Origin of the sequence: Variovorax sp. DAIF25, from assembly GCF_050711835.1 — a bacterium.
GTDB lineage: Bacteria > Pseudomonadota > Gammaproteobacteria > Burkholderiales > Burkholderiaceae_C > Variovorax.
In genome coordinates this window covers 33,583-48,181 of the sequence record NZ_CP136636.1, presented here as the reverse complement: position 1 = coordinate 48,181, position 14,599 = coordinate 33,583, and the positions used below count along the sequence as shown (strand labels likewise).

Below are 14,599 nucleotides of genomic sequence, written 5' to 3'. Positions count from 1 at the left end.
CTCCCCTTCCCTTCTTCGCGTGGCTCAGGCGCGCCTTCGGCGCGAACGGTGCTCGGGCAACTGCCAGTGCGTCTGCGTCACCAGCAGCACCCGCAGGACGCAATGCGCGGGGCTCTGCAGCAGCAGGCGCAGCGAGCGCGTACGCGGCCAGCGCACCGACCGGTGCCGGTGCATCAGTCGAGCGCCTTCTTCACCGCGCCCACGCCCAGCGCGGCGAGCACGATGAAGATCACGGCCAGAATGAGGAACAGGCCGAACAGCACCTTGGCAATGCCCGCGGCGCCCGCCGCGATGCCGCCGAAACCCAGCAGGCCGGCCACCAGGGAGATGACCGCAAAGATGATGGCGTACTTCAACATCGAGTGACTCCTTTGCCGCGGGTCGCAGCCCTCGGTGCCCGAAGAATAAAAAAGGGTGCGCTACGCCCCGATAGTCACCGAGCCCAAGCACCCGTAGGACAAACCCGCGCCGCCCAAACCCGCTAGCATCCGGTGCGTTCCAAAGAACCATTTCAACGATCGATTGGAGTTTTTCGCATGAAGCTGTACTACTCGCCGGGCGCCTGCTCGCTCTCGCCGCACATCGCGATGCACGAAGCCGGCCTCGCCTTCGAACCGGTGCTCGCCAGCACCAAGAGCCACAAGCTGCAGGACGGCACCGACTACTACGGCATCAACCCGCTGGGTTACGTGCCGATGCTCGAACTCGACGACGGCACGCGCCTGCGCGAAGGCCCCGCGATCCTGCAATACATCGCCGACCTCGTGCCCACCAAGAACCTCGCGCCCGCCGCCGGCACCCTGCAGCGCTACCGCCTGCAGGAGTGGCTGACCTTCATCGGCACCGAGATCCACAAGGGCTTCAGCCCGCTGTTCAACCCGGCCATGCCCGAGGAAGCCAAGACCATCAGCCGCGACAAGCTCACTTCGCGCTTCACCTGGCTCGACGGCGAACTCGCGAACAAGCAGTACCTGATGGGCGACCAGTTCAGCGTGGCCGACGGCTACCTGTTCACCGTGACCAACTGGGCCAAGCCCACCGGCGTGGACCTCGCGGGCTTCGCAAACATCCAGGCCTGGCGCGCGCGCGTGAGCGAGCGTCCTGCGGTGCAGGAAGCGATGAAGGCCGAAGGCCTGCTGAAGTAATCCAGCACCACCGAGGCGCACCATCGCGCTTCGCCATCAACGGCCGGCACCTCGCCGGCCGTTTGCTTTTGGCGGGCCACCCGAGCAATGCCACCCGATTGCATTTGCACCGCCGCATCGCCTAGCACCAAGACTACAACCCCGTGGCAGCAGGGTTGAGGCCCCGCCCCTACCCTTGCGCTTGCGTTCGCTGTTCACACCTTCTTTTTCCATTCCACTTCCCAAAGAGCCTCGGCCATGTCCACCCTTTTCGACCCCGTCCAAGCCGGCGACCTGAAGCTCGCCAACCGCATCGTGATGGCGCCGCTCACGCGCAACCGCTCGCCCAACGCCATCCCGACGGCGCTCGCGCCCACCTACTACGCGCAGCGCGCGAGCGCCGGCCTGCTGATCACCGAGGCCACCGCCATCAGCCAGCAGGGCCAGGGCTACGCCGACGTGCCCGGCCTCTACGGCACCGAGCAGCTCGACGGCTGGAAGAAGGTGACCGACGCCGTGCATGCCGAGGGCGGCAAGATCGTGGTGCAGCTGTGGCACGTGGGCCGCGTCTCGCACACCAGCCTGCAGCCCGACAACGGCCAACCGGTCGCGCCCTCGGCCATCACCGCCAAGACCAAGACCGTGCTGATCCATGACGGCGTGCCGACCTTCACCGAGACCTCCGAACCGCGCGCGCTCGACGCCGCGGAGATCCCCGGCATCGTCCACGGCTTCGCCACCGCCGCGCGCAACGCGGTCGAGACCGCGGGCTTCGACGGCGTCGAGATCCACGGCGCCAACGGCTACCTGCTCGACCAGTTCCTCAAGGACGGCAGCAACCAGCGCAGCGACGACTACGGCGGCAGCATCGAGAACCGCGCGCGCTTCCTGCTCGAGATCACGCGCGCCGTGGCCGATGCCGTGGGCGCGCGCCGCACCGGCATCCGCCTGTCGCCGGTCACTCCGGCCAACGACGTGCACGACAGCAACCCGCAGCCACTGTTCACCTACGTGGTGAAGGAACTGGCGAAGCTCGACCTGGCCTACGTCCACATCATCGAAGGCGCCACCGGCGGCCCGCGCGAGATCGCCGACCGGCCCTTCGACTACGAGGCGCTCAAGGCCGCCTACCGCAACGCCGGCGGCAAGGCCGCCTGGATGGTCAACAACGGCTACGACCGCCCGCTCGCCGAGGAAGCCGTGAAGGAAGGCGACGACCTCGTCGCCTTCGGCAAGCCCTTCATCTCGAACCCCGACCTGGTGCGCCGCCTGCGCGAGCACGCGCCGCTCAACGAGCTCGACAAGGCCACCCTGTACGGCGGCGGCGCCAAGGGCTACACCGACTACCCCGCGCTGGCCTGAGCCCGCGGACGACCGGCGCGCGGTGCTTTCGGGTACCGTTGCGCCATGTCGCAGATCGAGAACCAGCTGGCCGCGCGCGGCCTCGTCCTTCCGCCCGCCGTCCAGCCGCCACCGGGCGTGGTGCTGCCCTTTCGCTTCGTGCGCATCGTCGGGCGGCGCGCCTTCGTCTCGGGCCATGGCCCGCTGAATGCCGACGGCAGCATCGCCGCGCCGCTGGGCAAGCTCGGGCGCGAGCTCGACGTGGAACAGGGCTACGCAGCCGCGCGCCTCACCGCGCTCGCGATGCTCGGCAGCCTGCAGCGCGCGCTCGGCGACCTCGACCGCATCACGGCCTGGACGCGCGTGTTCGGCATGGTCGCCTCGGCCCCGGGCTTCGACCGCCAGCCCTCGGTCATCAACGGCTTCTCCGACCTCGTGCTCGAGCTCTTCGGGCCCGAGGTCGGCGCGCATGCGCGCAGCGCGGTCGGCATGGCCGAGCTGCCGTTCAACATCCCGGTGGAGATCGAGGCCGAGGTGGAGATCGCCGAATGAGCGAAGCGCCGCGCTGGAGCCTGCGCCGCGCCGAAGCGGCCGATGCGAACGCGATCCGCGACTGCGCGATCGCCGCCTTCAGCGTCTACCTGCCGCGCCTGCCGATCGTGCCGCTGCCGATGAGCAAGGACTACGCAAGCGCCATCGAGTTGCAACAGGTGTGGGTCGCCGCCGATGTCGTGGATGCCACGGAGATCGCGGCCGCGCTCGTGCTCGACATCACCGACGAAGGCTTCCTGATCGACGTGATCGCGGTGCAACCGAGGCACCAGGGCAGTGGCGCGGGCCGCGCCCTGCTCGAGCTCGCCGAGCGCGAGGCGCTGCGCCAGGGCTTCGATTCGATCTACCTGTTCACCAACGAGAAGATGAGCGAGAACCGCGCGCTCTACGAACGCATCGGCTATGTCGAATACCGGCGCCTGGTGCTCGAGAACCGCACGCGCGTCTTCCTGCGCAAGGCGCTGCGATGAACGCCACGCCCAAGCTCGCGCGCATCCACCATGCCGCGATCATCTGTTCCGACTACGCGGTGTCGAAGCGCTTCTACAGCGAGGTGCTGGGCCTGCGCATCGTTGCCGAGCACCTGCGTGCCGAGCGCAACTCGTACAAGCTCGATCTCGCGCTGCCCGACGGCTCGCAGATCGAGCTGTTCTCCTTTCCCGATCCGCCGCCGCGCGTCTCGCGCCCCGAGGCGCGCGGGCTGCGCCACCTGGCTTTCGAGGTGCCCGACGTGCGCGCCGCGGCGGATGCGCTCGAGGCGCAGGGCATTGCCGTCGAACCGATCCGCGTCGATGAATACACGGGCCGGCGCTTCACCTTCTTCGCCGATCCCGACGGGCTGCCGCTCGAGCTCTACGAGGCCGCGCAGACTCCTAGCCCTTGCGCGTGAAATCGACGCTGACCTTCAAGCCCGTCGGCTCGGCCGCCTCGAGCCGCAGCTCGGCCCCCAGCAGCTCGGCATAGCGCGCCACGATCGACAGGCCCAGCCCCGAGCCCTGCCCCAGCTTCTGCCCCGCCGGGCCCTGTGCCCAACGCTGCATCAACAGGCGCTGCGCATCGAGCGGAATGCCGGGGCCGTCGTCGATCACGCTGAGCACTTCGCCGCTGACCTCGACCGTGATGGTGCGCCCGCCATAACGCAACGCGTTGTCGATCAGGTTGTCGAGGATGCCCTCGACCAGCGCCTCGTTGGCCTGCACCGTCACGCTGTCGTCGAGGCCGCGCGCGCCCAGGTCCACGCCACGCGCATCGGCGCGCGCGAGGTGCCGCAGCACCGTCTGCTCGGCCAGCGCATCGAGCCGCACCGGTTCGGTCTCGAGGCTGGTGCTGGCCTCGTCGGCCAGCGCGAGCGCGAGCAGCTGGTCGATCAGGTGGCTCGCGCGCTCCTGGCTCTTGGCCACCTGCTCGAGCTGCTCGCGCCACACCGAGGGCTTCTGCTGCGCGAGACCGTAGTCGGCCAGTGCACGGATGCCCGCGAGCGGCGTGCGCAACTCGTGCGCCACGTTGCCCACGAATTCGCGCTGTCCGCGCACGCTGTGGCCCAGCCGCTCGAACAGCGCATTGACCGCTTCGCCGAGCCGCTGCAGCTCGCGCGAAGTCTGCACCACCGTCACCGGCGAGAGGTCGCGCACGTCGCGCCGATCGAGCGCCTGCTGCAGGTCGCCGAGCGGCCGCAGATCGCTGCGGATCCCATGCCAGAGCCATACGGCGAGCAACATCAGCAACAGCACCTGCGGCGCCAGCGCATAGCCCAGCAGCTGCCGCACGAGCGCCGTGCGGCTCAGCGTGGTCTGCGCGATGACCACGCGATAGGGCATCGCGACACCGGGCTCGGCATCGTGCTCGAGCACCACCGCGCGCATCGGCTTGCCCTGGTAGGTGACGTCGGAGAAGCGATAGCGCGCGCCGCCCACGGGCAGTGGCGCCTGCAGGTCGTCGGCACCCGAGATCAAGGTGCCGTCGAGCCGCTGCACCGAGAAATTGACCTTGTCGATCTGGTCGAACAGCACCGTCGCCACCTCGCGTGGCGTGAGCAGCAGCTCGATGCCGCGCTCGCCCGCCTGCACGTTGGCCGACAGCGCATAGGCGTCGTCGAGCATGCCGCGATCGAAGGCCTGTTCGGAGAAGTAGTTGGCGATGACCAGCGCGATCACCGCGCCCACCATCCAGCTCAGCGCGAGCGGCACCAGCACGTTGCGCAGCACGCGCCGCGTGAGCGTGGACACCGCGCGCGGCGGCCTGGGCGCGATGCGCGCGTGCGCTGCTTCGCTCTCGCTTTCGCTCACGGTCGCGGCGCGCTCAGACTTCGGCTTCGAGCAGGTAGCCGATGCCGCGCAGCGTGCGGATGCTCGCGCCCGAACCGACCAGCTTCTTGCGCAGCCGCGAGATGAAGGCCTCGAGCGCGTTGTCGCCCAGCGATTCGTCGAAGCTCGAGAGCTTGTCGGACAGCGCACGCTTGCTCACCGTGCGGCCCGGCGGGCTCATGAGTTCCCACAGCACCTCGAACTCGCGCGCCGGCAGGTCGAGCGGACCGCTCGCGGTGGAGAAGCGCCGAGCCTTGCGGTCGAGCTTCAACTGGCCCAGCAGCACGATGTCTTCGGTGCCCTTCGCGCGCCGCACCAGCGCGCGCAAGCGCGCCTCGACCTCGGCCAGGTCGAAGGGCTTGCCGAGGTAGTCGTCGGCACCGGCATCGAGGCCCGCGATGCGTTCCTCGGTGCGGCCGCGCGCGGTCAGCACGAGCACCGGTGTGCGATCGCCGCGCGCACGCGCCTGTCGCAACGCGGTGAGTCCGCTCGCGAGACCGCTGGTCGCGCTCGCGGTGGCGGGCAGGTTCAGATCGAGCAGCACCGCATCGAAGGGCTGCACGCGCCAGAGGTGGTCGGCGTCCTCGACGTTGGTGGAAACATCGACGCGGTGACCGGCGTCCGCGAGGCTGCGAAGCATCACGTCGCGCAGCACGGCATCGTCTTCGACTAGCAGGATTCGCATGATTTTCGAGTGGGTTGAGGTGCCTATTCTTGCTCGCGGGAGGGTCAGCAGGCGGTCAGTACGACACGCGATAAACACGGCATGAGCATACGACAGCCCATCGCCGCACGGTTCCTTTTCATCGGGGCCGCATCGTCATGAGCGCACGCGAACCTTCCAGCCTGCTGAGCTTCGTGCACCCCGCCGTGCAACGCACCGCGGTCGTGCTGCTGCATGGTTTGTGCAGCACACCTGACGAACTGCTGACCGTGCAGTCCGCGCTGCGCGACGGCGGCTATGCGGTGCACCCGATGTCGATCCCCGGCTACTCCTTCGACGCCAATGCGCCGATGCAGCAGGCCGCGCCCTTCCAGCAGTGGCTCGACAGCATCGAGGCCCAGGTCACGGCCCTGCGCGAGACGCACGAGCGCGTGCTGCTCGTGGGCATCTCGGCCGGCTCCTCGCTCGCGCTCGGCGCCGCCATCCGCTGCGGCGACGCGGTCGATGCGCTGGTGCTGATGTCGACCACGCTGCGCTTCGACGGCTGGGCCATTCCGCGCACGCAGATGCTGCTGCCGCTGGCCTACTACACGCCGCTGGGCCGCTTCTGGCAGTACCGCGAACGCCCGCCCTACGGCGTGAAGAACGAACGCGTGCGCGCCTGGATCGAGCGCGAGCTGCGGCACCGCAAGATCTCGCGCGCCGGCAGCTCGGTGATCGGCGTGGGCCACCTGCGCGAACACCATCGGCTGATCCGCCACGTGCGCGCCAACCTGCATCGCGTGCAGTGCGACCGCGTGCTCGCGCTGCATGCGCAGCAGGACGAGGTGGCCAGCGTGGCCAACCTCGAGATCCTCGCGCGCGGCCTGCGCTGCCGGTCGTTCCGCAGCGTCGTGGTGAGCAACAGCTACCACATGATCACCATCGACAACGACCGCCAGCAGGTGGTGCGCGAGACCGTCGCGTTCGCCGACGAAGTCGCGCATGGCACGGGCGCCGATGCCCCCATTTCCTCTCTGAAGGCTTCCTGAAAAGGAATGCGTTCGCCATCGCGATGCCATCGATCCCGCCCCACAATGAAAAACGCAAGGTGACGCGGCGACGCGCGCCTTCCCTGCATTCGCAGCGCCGACCGATGGCACTTCCGCACGACGATCGTGCATCACGCTTCGCCTGAAAGGAACAAGCCCCATGTCCACTTCGCCCACCTTCAACAGCATCGCGCGCATCCTCGAGAACGACTTCCACGTCGAAGCGAACCTGGTCGCACCGCAGACCGCGCTCACCGACCTGGGCCTCGACTCGCTCGCGCTGATGGAGTTCGTCTTCGCGGTCGAGGACGCCTTCCATCTGCGCATTCCCGAGGACCGTCTCGATCCGCGCGAAGCAGGCATCACGCTGCAGCGCCTGTGCGAAGTGATCGATGCGGAGAGCGCCGCGACGGCGAACACCGCGAACGCGCCTGAGGCGGCGCACGCATGAGCAGCGGTGTAGAACACGCGGTGATCGCGGCTTCGGCGCAGCGCATCGCGGCGCCGCCGGTGCGCGTCAGCGGCATCGGCTTCGTCACGCCGATCGGCCGCACGCTCGAGGCCTTCGACGATGCGCTGTTCCATGGCCGCTCGGCCGTGCGTTCGCACACGCTCGCGATCCCCGGCATGGACAGCGTCGAGATCGCGGTGGCCGCCTGCGACTTCGATTCGAACGGCGTGCGCAGCACCTCGCGCCTGCCGCTCGACCGCGGCACCGCGATGGCACTCGCGGCCGCGCAGGATGCAGCGGCGCAGGCCGGACTGGCGCGCGACAGCGTCGACCCCGAACGGCTCGGCATCTTCTGGGGCAGCGGCCTCGCGGGCGCGGGCAGCTTCGACAACACCACGCAGGCGCTCTATGGCGAGCAGCGCCGCATGCGGCCGACGACCGTGCTCACCGTGATGCCCAATGCGGCGGTGGCCGAGCTCGCGCTGCACTTCGGCGCGCACGGCGCGGCGATCGCCTATGCCTGCGCCTGCGCCTCGTCGGCGGTGGCGATCGGCGAAGCCATGCGCGCCATCCGCGGCGGCTGGATCGACGTCGCCATCGTCGGCGGCCATGACGCCATGCTCACGCCCGGCGTGATGGCGAGCTGGCAGGCGATGCGCGTGATGGCCGCGCCACCGGCCGATGCACCCGAGACCGCCTGCCGCCCCTTCTCGGGCGACCGCGCGGGCTTCGCGCTCGGCGAAGGCGCCGCGGCGCTGGTGCTCGAATCGGAAGCGCATGCGCGTTCGCGCGGCACGGCCGACACAGGCGACACGGGCGACGGTGCGTCCTACGTGCTGGCCGGCTACGCCACCAACTGCGATGGCACGCACATCACCAACCCCGACAGCGCGGGCCAGGTGCGCGCGATGCGCGCGGCACTGCGCGACGCGGGCATCGATGCCGCCCAGATCGGCCACGTGAATGCCCACGGCACCGCGACCATGGCCGGCGATGCCGCCGAGGCCGCCTCGGTGCGCGAGCTGTTCGGCAGCGCGATGCCGGTGTGCGCCACCAAGGCGATCCACGGCCATGTGCTCGGCGGTGGCGGTGCGATCGAACTGATCGCGACCTTGCGCGCACTGGCGCACGAGGCCGTGCCGCCGATCGCCAACCTGCGCGAGCCCGACGCGGCCTTCGACCTGGCCTTCGTGCGCGGCGAGGCGCGCGCCGTGCCCGGCATGCGCTGGGCGATGTCGAACTCCTTCGCCTTCGGCGGCACCAATGCCGTGCTGGTCGCGGGACGCATCGACGCACCATCTCGCTGAAACTTCGCTGAAGTTTTTTTCGCGCGCAGGAAGGCTCAAGGCAGGCAGTGCATCGGCTGGTGGTTCTCGTCGTGCCGGTGTTCGTGCTGCTGATGGCCTGCGAATTCGCCTGGGGCTGGCTCAAGCAGCGCAACACCTACCGCTTCGCCGACACGGTCGCGAGCCTGAGCCAGGGCCTCTTGAGCCAGGCGCTCGCGGTCTGCACGCAGCTGTTCCAGATCGGCCTCTACGCGCTGGTCTATCCGCACGTCGCGCTCTGCACCGACGCGGGCTTCTGGGACAGCGCGTTCGGCTGGATCGCCGCGGTCCTGCTGTTCGACTTCTGCGACTACTGGCTGCATCGCGCGGGCCACGAGTCGGCGTTGTTCTGGGCCGCGCATGCGGTGCACCACCAGAGCCGGCGCTTCAATTTCTCGACCGCGCTGCGACAGGAGAGCATGGTCGCCTTCCTCGGCTGGGCCTTCTACCTGCCGATGGCCGTGGTGGGCGTGCCGCCCGAACAGTTCGGCCTCGCGGGGCTGATCGTGCTGGTCTACCAGTTCTGGATCCACACCGAGCACATCGGCAAGCTCGGCTGGTTCGACCGCGTGTTCTCCTCCCCCTCGAACCATCGCGTGCACCATGCCGTCAACGACGGCTACCTCGACCGCAACTACGGCGGCATGCTGGTGGTGTGGGACCGCCTGTTCGGCACCTTCGCCGAGGAGAGCGAGCGCTGCGTCTACGGCACGCGCAAGCCGCTCGCGGGCTTCGATCCGCTGCGCGCCGTGCTCGGCCCCTATGCGCCGCTCGCGCGCGATGCCTGGCACACGCGGCGCTGGCGCGACAAGCTCGGCGTGTTCTGGCGATCGCCGGGCTGGCGGCCGGCCGACGTGGCGGCGCGCTTTCCCGAACCCGACTTCTCGCTCGAGGCGGCCGCCGCCCTCGACGATCCACCGGTCGACCGCGCACGCGCGATCGCGGCCACGCTGCATTTCGCGGGCTGGGTCGGCATGACGCTGGCCTTCCTCTGGCGCGCGGACGACATGGCTTTTCGCACCGGGCTCGAACTGCTGGCGCTGACGATCGCGGGCTTCTGGGCCGTGGGCGCGGTGCTCGATGCGCGGTTGCGCTTGCGCTGGGCCTGGCCCGCGCAGGTGCTGCTGCTGGCGCTGGCCGGTGCCCTCCTGTTCGCGGCCGGTTGAGCGGCCACGCGGGATTGCTATCCTGCGGACCCCTGACCGACCTCGAACATGGAGCCACCGTGCGCCGACTTGCCACTTCCCGCGACCTCGCTGCCGTCCATGCCCTCTACATGCACGAGAAGGTGGTGCGCTTCCTCGGCTACGACCCGATGCCGCTCGCGGACTTCCGGCCGATCCACGAGGAACTGGTGCACAGCGGCTGCTTCCATATCTGGGAGGTCGAGGGCCGCATGGCCGGCTTCTACCGCGCCACGCGCTATCCGGGCCGCGTGGCGCACGTCGCCTGTCTCGGCACGCTCGCGGTGGACCCGGCCTTCCATGGCCGCGGCGTGGCGCTGGCCATGGTGAGCGATGCCATCGAGCAACTGCGCGCGGCCGGCGTCAAGCGCATCGAGCTCTATGCCGAGAGCGACAACGCGCCCGCGCTGCGCTTCTACGAGAAGCTGGGCTTCGTGCGCGAGGGCACGCTGCGCAAGTTCTACAAGCGCGCCGGTGAAGCCGACTACATCGACGATCACCTGATGGCGCTGCTGCTCGATTGAGCCGAATTCAGGAACCCTTCCAGCGCCGCAGCAGCAAGGCATTGGCCATCACGCTCACGCTCGACAGCGCCATCGCCGCCCCGGCCACCACCGGGCTCAGCAGTCCGAAGGCCGCCAACGGAATCCCCGCCACGTTGTAGGCGAAGGCCCAGAACAGGTTCTGCCGGATCTTCGCCACGGTGCGTCCCGAGAGGTCGAGCGCCTGCGCCACCAGCGCGAGATCGCCGCGCATCAGCGTGATGCCCGCGGCCTCCATCGCCACGTCGGTGCCGCCATCGGCCGGCGCCATCGCGATGCCCACGTCGGCGGCCGCGAGCGCGGGCGCGTCGTTGGCGCCATCGCCCACCATCGCGACCACGTGGCCGTCGCGGCGCAACGCGCTCACCTGCTGCGCCTTGTCGGCCGGCAGCACCTCGGCGCGCACGTCCTCGGGCGCGATACCCAGCCGCGCTGCCATGGCGCGCGCGGCGCGCAGGTTGTCGCCCGAGATCATCACCACGCGCAGGCCGCGCGCACGCAGCGCGGCGACGGTCTCGGCCGCCTGCGGCTTGGGCTCGTCGGCAAAGGCCAGCAGGGCCAGTGCCTCGGCCGCGCCGCCGGCATCGAAGCGCAGCAGTGCCGACACCGTGGCACCCTGCGCCTGCAGCCGGTCGACCTCGGCGGCATCGACATCGGCATCGAGTTCGCGGCACCAGCGCAGGCTCGCGAGCGCCCAGGCCCCGGCGAATTCGCCCTCGACCTCGCCGCGCACGCCGCGGCCCGGCATGGCCTGCATCGAACGCAGCGCCGGCACCGCCAGTTTCTTGTCGGCGGCGGCCACGAGCACGGCGCGCGCCAGCGGATGTTCGCTGCCGCTCTGCAGGCTCGCGGCCACGGCCAGCAGCGCATCGGCATCGACGGTCCGAGCGACAGGCACGAGCGCGGTCAGCACCGGCCGGCCCAGCGTCAGCGTGCCGGTCTTGTCGAAGGCCACCGTGTCGACGCGGTGCGCGAGTTCGAGCGAACGCGCGTCCTTGATGAGGATGCCGCGCCGTGCCGCCACGCCCGTGCCCGCCATCACCGCCACCGGCGTGGCCAGGCCCAGCGCGCAGGGGCAGGCGATGACCAGCACGGCCACCGCGTGGATCAGCGCGGTCTCGATGTCGGCGCCGCCGAGCAGCATCCAGCCGCCGAAGGTGAGCAGCGCGATCACCAGCACCACCGGCACGAAGATGGCCGCCACCTTGTCGACCAGCCGCTGGATCGGCGCCTTCGCGGCCTGCGCATCCTCGACCAGCCGGATGATGCGCGCGAGCACGCTCTCGGCACCGACCGCGCGCACCTCGACCACCAGCCGGCCGTCGCCGTTGACGGCACCGCCGGTCAGCAGGTCGCCAGGTCCCTTGGGCACGGGCAGCGGCTCGCCGGTCAGCATCGACTCGTTGACCTCCGATTCGCCCTCCACCACGCGCGCATCGGCCGGCACGCGTTCGCCGGGGCGCACCGCGAGGCGGTCGCCCACCATCACCTCGGCCAGCGGCACGTCGCTCTCGCCGCGCTGGCCGACCAGGTGCGCCACCTCGGGCCGCAACTGCTGCAGCGCGCGGATCGCCGAGGTCGCCTGGCGCTTGGCGCGCGCCTCGAGCCACTTGCCCAGCAGCACCAGCGTGATGACCACCGACGAGGCCTCGAAGTACAGGTGCGGCATCATCCCGTGGCCCGCGTGCTCGCCGGTGGCCGAGCGCCACCAGAGCCACAGCGAGAGCCCGTAGGCCGCGCTGGTGCCGAGCGCGACCAGCAGGTCCATGTTGCCGGTCAGCGCGCGCGCCGCATGCCAGCCCGCGCGGTAGAAGCGCGCGCCGAGCCAGAACTGCACCGGCGTCGCGAGCAGCAGCTGCAGCCAGGGGTCGAGCATCCAGTCGCGGCCGAAGAACTCGCCGACCATCGGCAGCATCAGCGGCGCCGACAGCGCGAGGCCGACCGCCACCGGGCCGAAGCCGTGCCAGGGCGACAGCGCCGCGGCTTCCTCCTGCGCATCGGCCGCGGCGCGCGGCTCGTAGCCGGCGGAGCGCACCGCGCGGCGCAGCCGGGCATCGATGTCCTCGCCACCCTGCGCCTGCGCCACCACGCGCGCCGATTCGGTCGCGAGGTTCACGCTGACGTCCTGGACGCCGGGCACGCCCTTGAGCGCGCGCTCCACGCGCATCACGCAGGACGCGCAGGTCATGCCGCCGACCGAGAGGTCCAGCGTGAGATTCGGCAACGGCCGTTCTTGTACGTTTTCCATGGTGCGAAGGCTAAAGCTTCACACCATGGCAAGGTCAAGCGCGGCAAAAAGAGTCCCTGGACTGGACGTTGACATCGTGGCAAGGTTCAGACTTCGGTTTCCGAACGGGCCAACGCCCACCTTTCCATCCACGAAGGAGCAGAAACGATGAGCCAGAAATTCCAGGTCGCGGGCATGAGCTGCGGACATTGCGTGAACGCCGTGCAGAACGCGGTGCAGACGGTCGACCCCGAGGCCCAGGTCACGGTCGATCTCGAGACCGGCCATGTCGACGTGCTGAGCCAGCAGCCGCGCCAGGATCTGGTGGCGGCGATCGAGAACGCCGGCTACCGGGTTCAATGACGGTGCCGGTCACGCACGGCCCCGTGGCGATCGGCGAGGCCGCCCGGCTGTCGGGCGTGTCCGCGCGCATGGTGCGCCACTACGAGGGCCTGGGCCTGCTGAGCGCGGTGGCGCGCACCGACAGCGGCTACCGCCAGTACGGCGATGCCGACATCCACACGCTGCGCTTCATCAAGCGCTCGCGCGACCTCGGCTTCTCGATGGAAGAGATCGCCGAGCTCGTGGGCCTGTGGCACAACCGCCGGCGCACGAGTTCGAGCGTGAAGCGCATCGCGCAGAAGCACCTCGAGGAACTGGAGCAGCGCATCGCCGACATGCAATCGATGCGCAGCACCCTGGCCCACCTGGTGCACTGCTGCCACGGGGATGCGCGGCCCGAGTGCCCGATCCTCGACGACCTGTCGAAGACCGCCTGACGGTTCAGGCGCCCCGGACCAGCGACAGCACCTTGCCCGCATCGAGCGTGCGGGCCTTCTCCTGGATCGCCGGCAGGTAGCGCGACTGCAGGCCCTGGCCTTCCTGCACCACGCCCGAGAAGGCGTCCTTGAGCATCTGCGTCGACAGCGTGCGGCCGCCCGCGTAGTAGCGCTTGGCGACATGGCCCAGCGCATAGGTGGTGGCAAAGCTCATGCCCGAACTCACGGCCTGCTTGCCGACGCCGCGCAGCAGGCCCCCGCCCACCTTGCCGAGCAGCCCGCCCAACAGCTTGCGCCCGGCCTGCTCGAGGTACTGCGAGGTCAGGCCCACGCCCACGGTGGCGATGAAATCCTTGACGTGGCCGCTGTCGAGCTCGTAGCCGTGCGCCTTGCCGATGCGGTAGACCAGCTTCATCTGCAGCGGAATGATCGCCATGGTCGACAGCGTCTCGGGCAGCAGCTCGAGCGCGCCGTTGAGGATAGCGGCATTGAGGATCGACTTGTCGAGCTCGGCGCTGTCGGGCGACAGCGGCGACGCGCCCGCCGCGACGGCCGGCACCGGCGCCGCGGCCACCACGGCGCCCGCGGAGGCACCGGCCACCGCCCCGGCCGCCGCGATCTCCTCGGCCTGGTTCGAGAACTGCGTCGCCGAGGCATCGAGCCCGAGCGAGGTGCGCGCGTCGGTCAGGAACATCCGCTCGGCCTGCGACTGCGCGCCGTCGGCATCGCACACGCACACCGCCATCTCGTAGGCGAGCTGCTTCGCCTCGGTGCTCTGCAGCTGCGCCGCCACCGACGGCAGCGAGACGCGCTTCATCAGCACGTCCTGGTAGAGCGTCGGCAGGTTCAGGCCGTCGGTCTGCGACAGCCCTTCGGCGATGCGCTTGATCTCCGCGCGCTCGCGTTCGTGCTTTTCGCCGTCGACGAAGGCGGCCAGCAGGCTGAGGGTCACGATGGCCTGGGTTTCGGAAGGTGTCACGGCTGGAATTTCCACAAGGTGAAGGACGAAGTTCGGTCGGAAGACCGGGGGAAGGTTCCGCCGCGCGTTCTCCCCACAAAGCGGGTGCAACTCTGTG

18 protein-coding genes are annotated in these 14,599 nt (G+C 69.8%); 12 read left to right on the top strand and 6 right to left on the bottom strand.

What is annotated here, in order from left to right; translation table 11 throughout:
• Window positions 1-24: 24 nt before the first annotated feature.
• A complete protein-coding gene (locus R0232_RS00235) occupies window positions 25-174 on the bottom strand; it encodes a hypothetical protein (RefSeq protein ID WP_177239341.1) in 150 nt (49 codons plus the stop codon).
• Window positions 174-359 (bottom strand): DUF1328 domain-containing protein, encoded by a 186-nt coding sequence (locus R0232_RS00230; RefSeq protein WP_057591813.1) that lies wholly within the window; start codon window positions 357-359, stop codon window positions 174-176. The genes R0232_RS00235 and R0232_RS00230 overlap by 1 nt, the downstream gene beginning before the upstream one ends.
• A gap of 177 nt (window positions 360-536) precedes the next feature.
• Between R0232_RS00230 and gstA the strand changes: the two genes are divergently transcribed.
• The 5 genes from gstA to gloA2 all read left to right on the top strand — a co-directional run bounded on the left by gstA (window position 537) and on the right by gloA2 (window position 3,906).
• A complete protein-coding gene (gene gstA, locus R0232_RS00225; RefSeq protein ID WP_093343648.1) occupies window positions 537-1,145 on the top strand; it encodes a glutathione transferase GstA in 609 nt (202 codons plus the stop codon).
• Between the two features lie 237 nt (window positions 1,146-1,382).
• Window positions 1,383-2,486, top strand: a complete 1,104-nt coding sequence (locus R0232_RS00220; protein WP_431510890.1) for an alkene reductase — start codon at window positions 1,383-1,385, stop codon at window positions 2,484-2,486.
• Between the two features lie 45 nt (window positions 2,487-2,531).
• Entirely contained in the window at window positions 2,532-3,017 is a 486-nt protein-coding gene (locus R0232_RS00215; protein WP_093343645.1) for a RidA family protein, read from the top strand.
• Window positions 3,014-3,487: a GNAT family N-acetyltransferase gene (locus R0232_RS00210; protein WP_431510889.1), complete on the top strand. Its 474-nt coding sequence runs from the start codon at window positions 3,014-3,016 to the stop codon at window positions 3,485-3,487. Before R0232_RS00215 ends, R0232_RS00210 begins: the two co-directional genes overlap by 4 nt.
• Window positions 3,484-3,906 (top strand): SMU1112c/YaeR family gloxylase I-like metalloprotein, encoded by a 423-nt coding sequence (gene gloA2 / locus R0232_RS00205; RefSeq protein WP_431510888.1) that lies wholly within the window; start codon window positions 3,484-3,486, stop codon window positions 3,904-3,906. The genes R0232_RS00210 and gloA2 overlap by 4 nt, the downstream gene beginning before the upstream one ends.
• On the opposite strand, the gene R0232_RS00200 is transcribed toward gloA2, so the two are convergent.
• Together R0232_RS00200 and R0232_RS00195 are read right to left on the bottom strand one after the other, a co-directional pair.
• Window positions 3,890-5,266 (bottom strand): sensor histidine kinase, encoded by a 1,377-nt coding sequence (locus R0232_RS00200; RefSeq protein ID WP_431512953.1) that lies wholly within the window; start codon window positions 5,264-5,266, stop codon window positions 3,890-3,892. The two genes, gloA2 and R0232_RS00200, sit on opposite strands and share 17 nt — an antisense overlap.
• A gap of 49 nt (window positions 5,267-5,315) precedes the next feature.
• Window positions 5,316-6,005: a response regulator transcription factor gene (locus R0232_RS00195; protein ID WP_093343640.1), complete on the bottom strand. Its 690-nt coding sequence runs from the start codon at window positions 6,003-6,005 to the stop codon at window positions 5,316-5,318.
• A 137-nt stretch (window positions 6,006-6,142) separates the two neighbouring features.
• Here R0232_RS00195 and R0232_RS00190 point away from each other — a divergent pair, with 137 nt between their 5' ends.
• The 5 genes from R0232_RS00190 to R0232_RS00170 all read left to right on the top strand — a co-directional run bounded on the left by R0232_RS00190 (window position 6,143) and on the right by R0232_RS00170 (window position 10,499).
• The gene (locus R0232_RS00190; RefSeq protein ID WP_208513819.1) at window positions 6,143-7,015 is read left to right on the top strand and encodes an alpha/beta hydrolase; all 873 of its coding nucleotides are present in this window, start codon (window positions 6,143-6,145) and stop codon (window positions 7,013-7,015) included.
• A gap of 160 nt (window positions 7,016-7,175) precedes the next feature.
• Complete coding sequence (locus R0232_RS00185) at window positions 7,176-7,466, top strand: phosphopantetheine-binding protein (RefSeq protein ID WP_093343637.1); 291 nt, start codon at window positions 7,176-7,178, stop codon at window positions 7,464-7,466.
• A complete protein-coding gene (locus tag R0232_RS00180; protein ID WP_431510887.1) occupies window positions 7,463-8,773 on the top strand; it encodes a beta-ketoacyl-[acyl-carrier-protein] synthase family protein in 1,311 nt (436 codons plus the stop codon). Before R0232_RS00185 ends, R0232_RS00180 begins: the two co-directional genes overlap by 4 nt.
• Before the next feature lie 47 nt (window positions 8,774-8,820).
• Window positions 8,821-9,957 (top strand): sterol desaturase family protein, encoded by a 1,137-nt coding sequence (locus R0232_RS00175; protein ID WP_431510886.1) that lies wholly within the window; start codon window positions 8,821-8,823, stop codon window positions 9,955-9,957.
• A gap of 59 nt (window positions 9,958-10,016) precedes the next feature.
• Window positions 10,017-10,499 (top strand): N-acetyltransferase family protein, encoded by a 483-nt coding sequence (locus tag R0232_RS00170; protein WP_431510885.1) that lies wholly within the window; start codon window positions 10,017-10,019, stop codon window positions 10,497-10,499.
• Between the two features lie 7 nt (window positions 10,500-10,506).
• Here the strand turns inward: R0232_RS00170 and R0232_RS00165 are convergent, their stop codons facing one another.
• Window positions 10,507-12,765, bottom strand: coding sequence for a heavy metal translocating P-type ATPase (locus R0232_RS00165; RefSeq protein WP_431510884.1), 2,259 nt, complete (start codon window positions 12,763-12,765; stop codon window positions 10,507-10,509).
• Window positions 12,766-12,912: 147 nt separating this feature from the next.
• Here R0232_RS00165 and R0232_RS00160 point away from each other — a divergent pair, with 147 nt between their 5' ends.
• On the top strand, window positions 12,913-13,107 hold the full coding sequence (locus tag R0232_RS00160; protein WP_057591827.1) for a heavy-metal-associated domain-containing protein: 195 nt from the start codon (window positions 12,913-12,915) through the stop codon (window positions 13,105-13,107).
• Window positions 13,104-13,523: a Cu(I)-responsive transcriptional regulator gene (gene cueR, locus R0232_RS00155; RefSeq protein WP_093343632.1), complete on the top strand. Its 420-nt coding sequence runs from the start codon at window positions 13,104-13,106 to the stop codon at window positions 13,521-13,523. The genes R0232_RS00160 and cueR overlap by 4 nt, the downstream gene beginning before the upstream one ends.
• Before the next feature lie 4 nt (window positions 13,524-13,527).
• Here the strand turns inward: cueR and R0232_RS00150 are convergent, their stop codons facing one another.
• Window positions 13,528-14,502 carry a YcjF family protein gene (locus R0232_RS00150; protein ID WP_431510883.1) on the bottom strand — a complete coding sequence of 325 codons (975 nt, stop codon included), beginning with the start codon at window positions 14,500-14,502 and terminating at the stop codon, window positions 13,528-13,530.
• Between the last annotated feature and the right edge of the window lie 97 nt (window positions 14,503-14,599).

Bases quoted from the DNA above. Each gene is read 5' to 3' on its own strand.
- R0232_RS00235 (WP_177239341.1), bottom strand. From the start codon at position 174: ATGCACCGGCACCGGTCGGTGCGCTGGCCGCGTACGCGCTCGCTGCGC.
- R0232_RS00230 (WP_057591813.1), bottom strand. From the start codon at position 359: ATGTTGAAGTACGCCATCATCTTTGCGGTCATCTCCCTGGTGGCCGGC.
- gstA (WP_093343648.1), top strand. From the start codon at position 537: ATGAAGCTGTACTACTCGCCGGGCGCCTGCTCGCTCTCGCCGCACATC.
- R0232_RS00220 (WP_431510890.1), top strand. From the start codon at position 1,383: ATGTCCACCCTTTTCGACCCCGTCCAAGCCGGCGACCTGAAGCTCGCC.
- R0232_RS00215 (WP_093343645.1), top strand. From the start codon at position 2,532: ATGTCGCAGATCGAGAACCAGCTGGCCGCGCGCGGCCTCGTCCTTCCG.
- R0232_RS00210 (WP_431510889.1), top strand. From the start codon at position 3,014: ATGAGCGAAGCGCCGCGCTGGAGCCTGCGCCGCGCCGAAGCGGCCGAT.
- gloA2 (WP_431510888.1), top strand. From the start codon at position 3,484: ATGAACGCCACGCCCAAGCTCGCGCGCATCCACCATGCCGCGATCATC.
- R0232_RS00195 (WP_093343640.1), bottom strand. From the start codon at position 6,005: ATGCGAATCCTGCTAGTCGAAGACGATGCCGTGCTGCGCGACGTGATG.
- R0232_RS00190 (WP_208513819.1), top strand. From the start codon at position 6,143: ATGAGCGCACGCGAACCTTCCAGCCTGCTGAGCTTCGTGCACCCCGCC.
- R0232_RS00185 (WP_093343637.1), top strand. From the start codon at position 7,176: ATGTCCACTTCGCCCACCTTCAACAGCATCGCGCGCATCCTCGAGAAC.
- R0232_RS00180 (WP_431510887.1), top strand. From the start codon at position 7,463: ATGAGCAGCGGTGTAGAACACGCGGTGATCGCGGCTTCGGCGCAGCGC.
- R0232_RS00165 (WP_431510884.1), bottom strand. From the start codon at position 12,765: ATGGAAAACGTACAAGAACGGCCGTTGCCGAATCTCACGCTGGACCTC.
- R0232_RS00160 (WP_057591827.1), top strand. From the start codon at position 12,913: ATGAGCCAGAAATTCCAGGTCGCGGGCATGAGCTGCGGACATTGCGTG.
- cueR (WP_093343632.1), top strand. From the start codon at position 13,104: ATGACGGTGCCGGTCACGCACGGCCCCGTGGCGATCGGCGAGGCCGCC.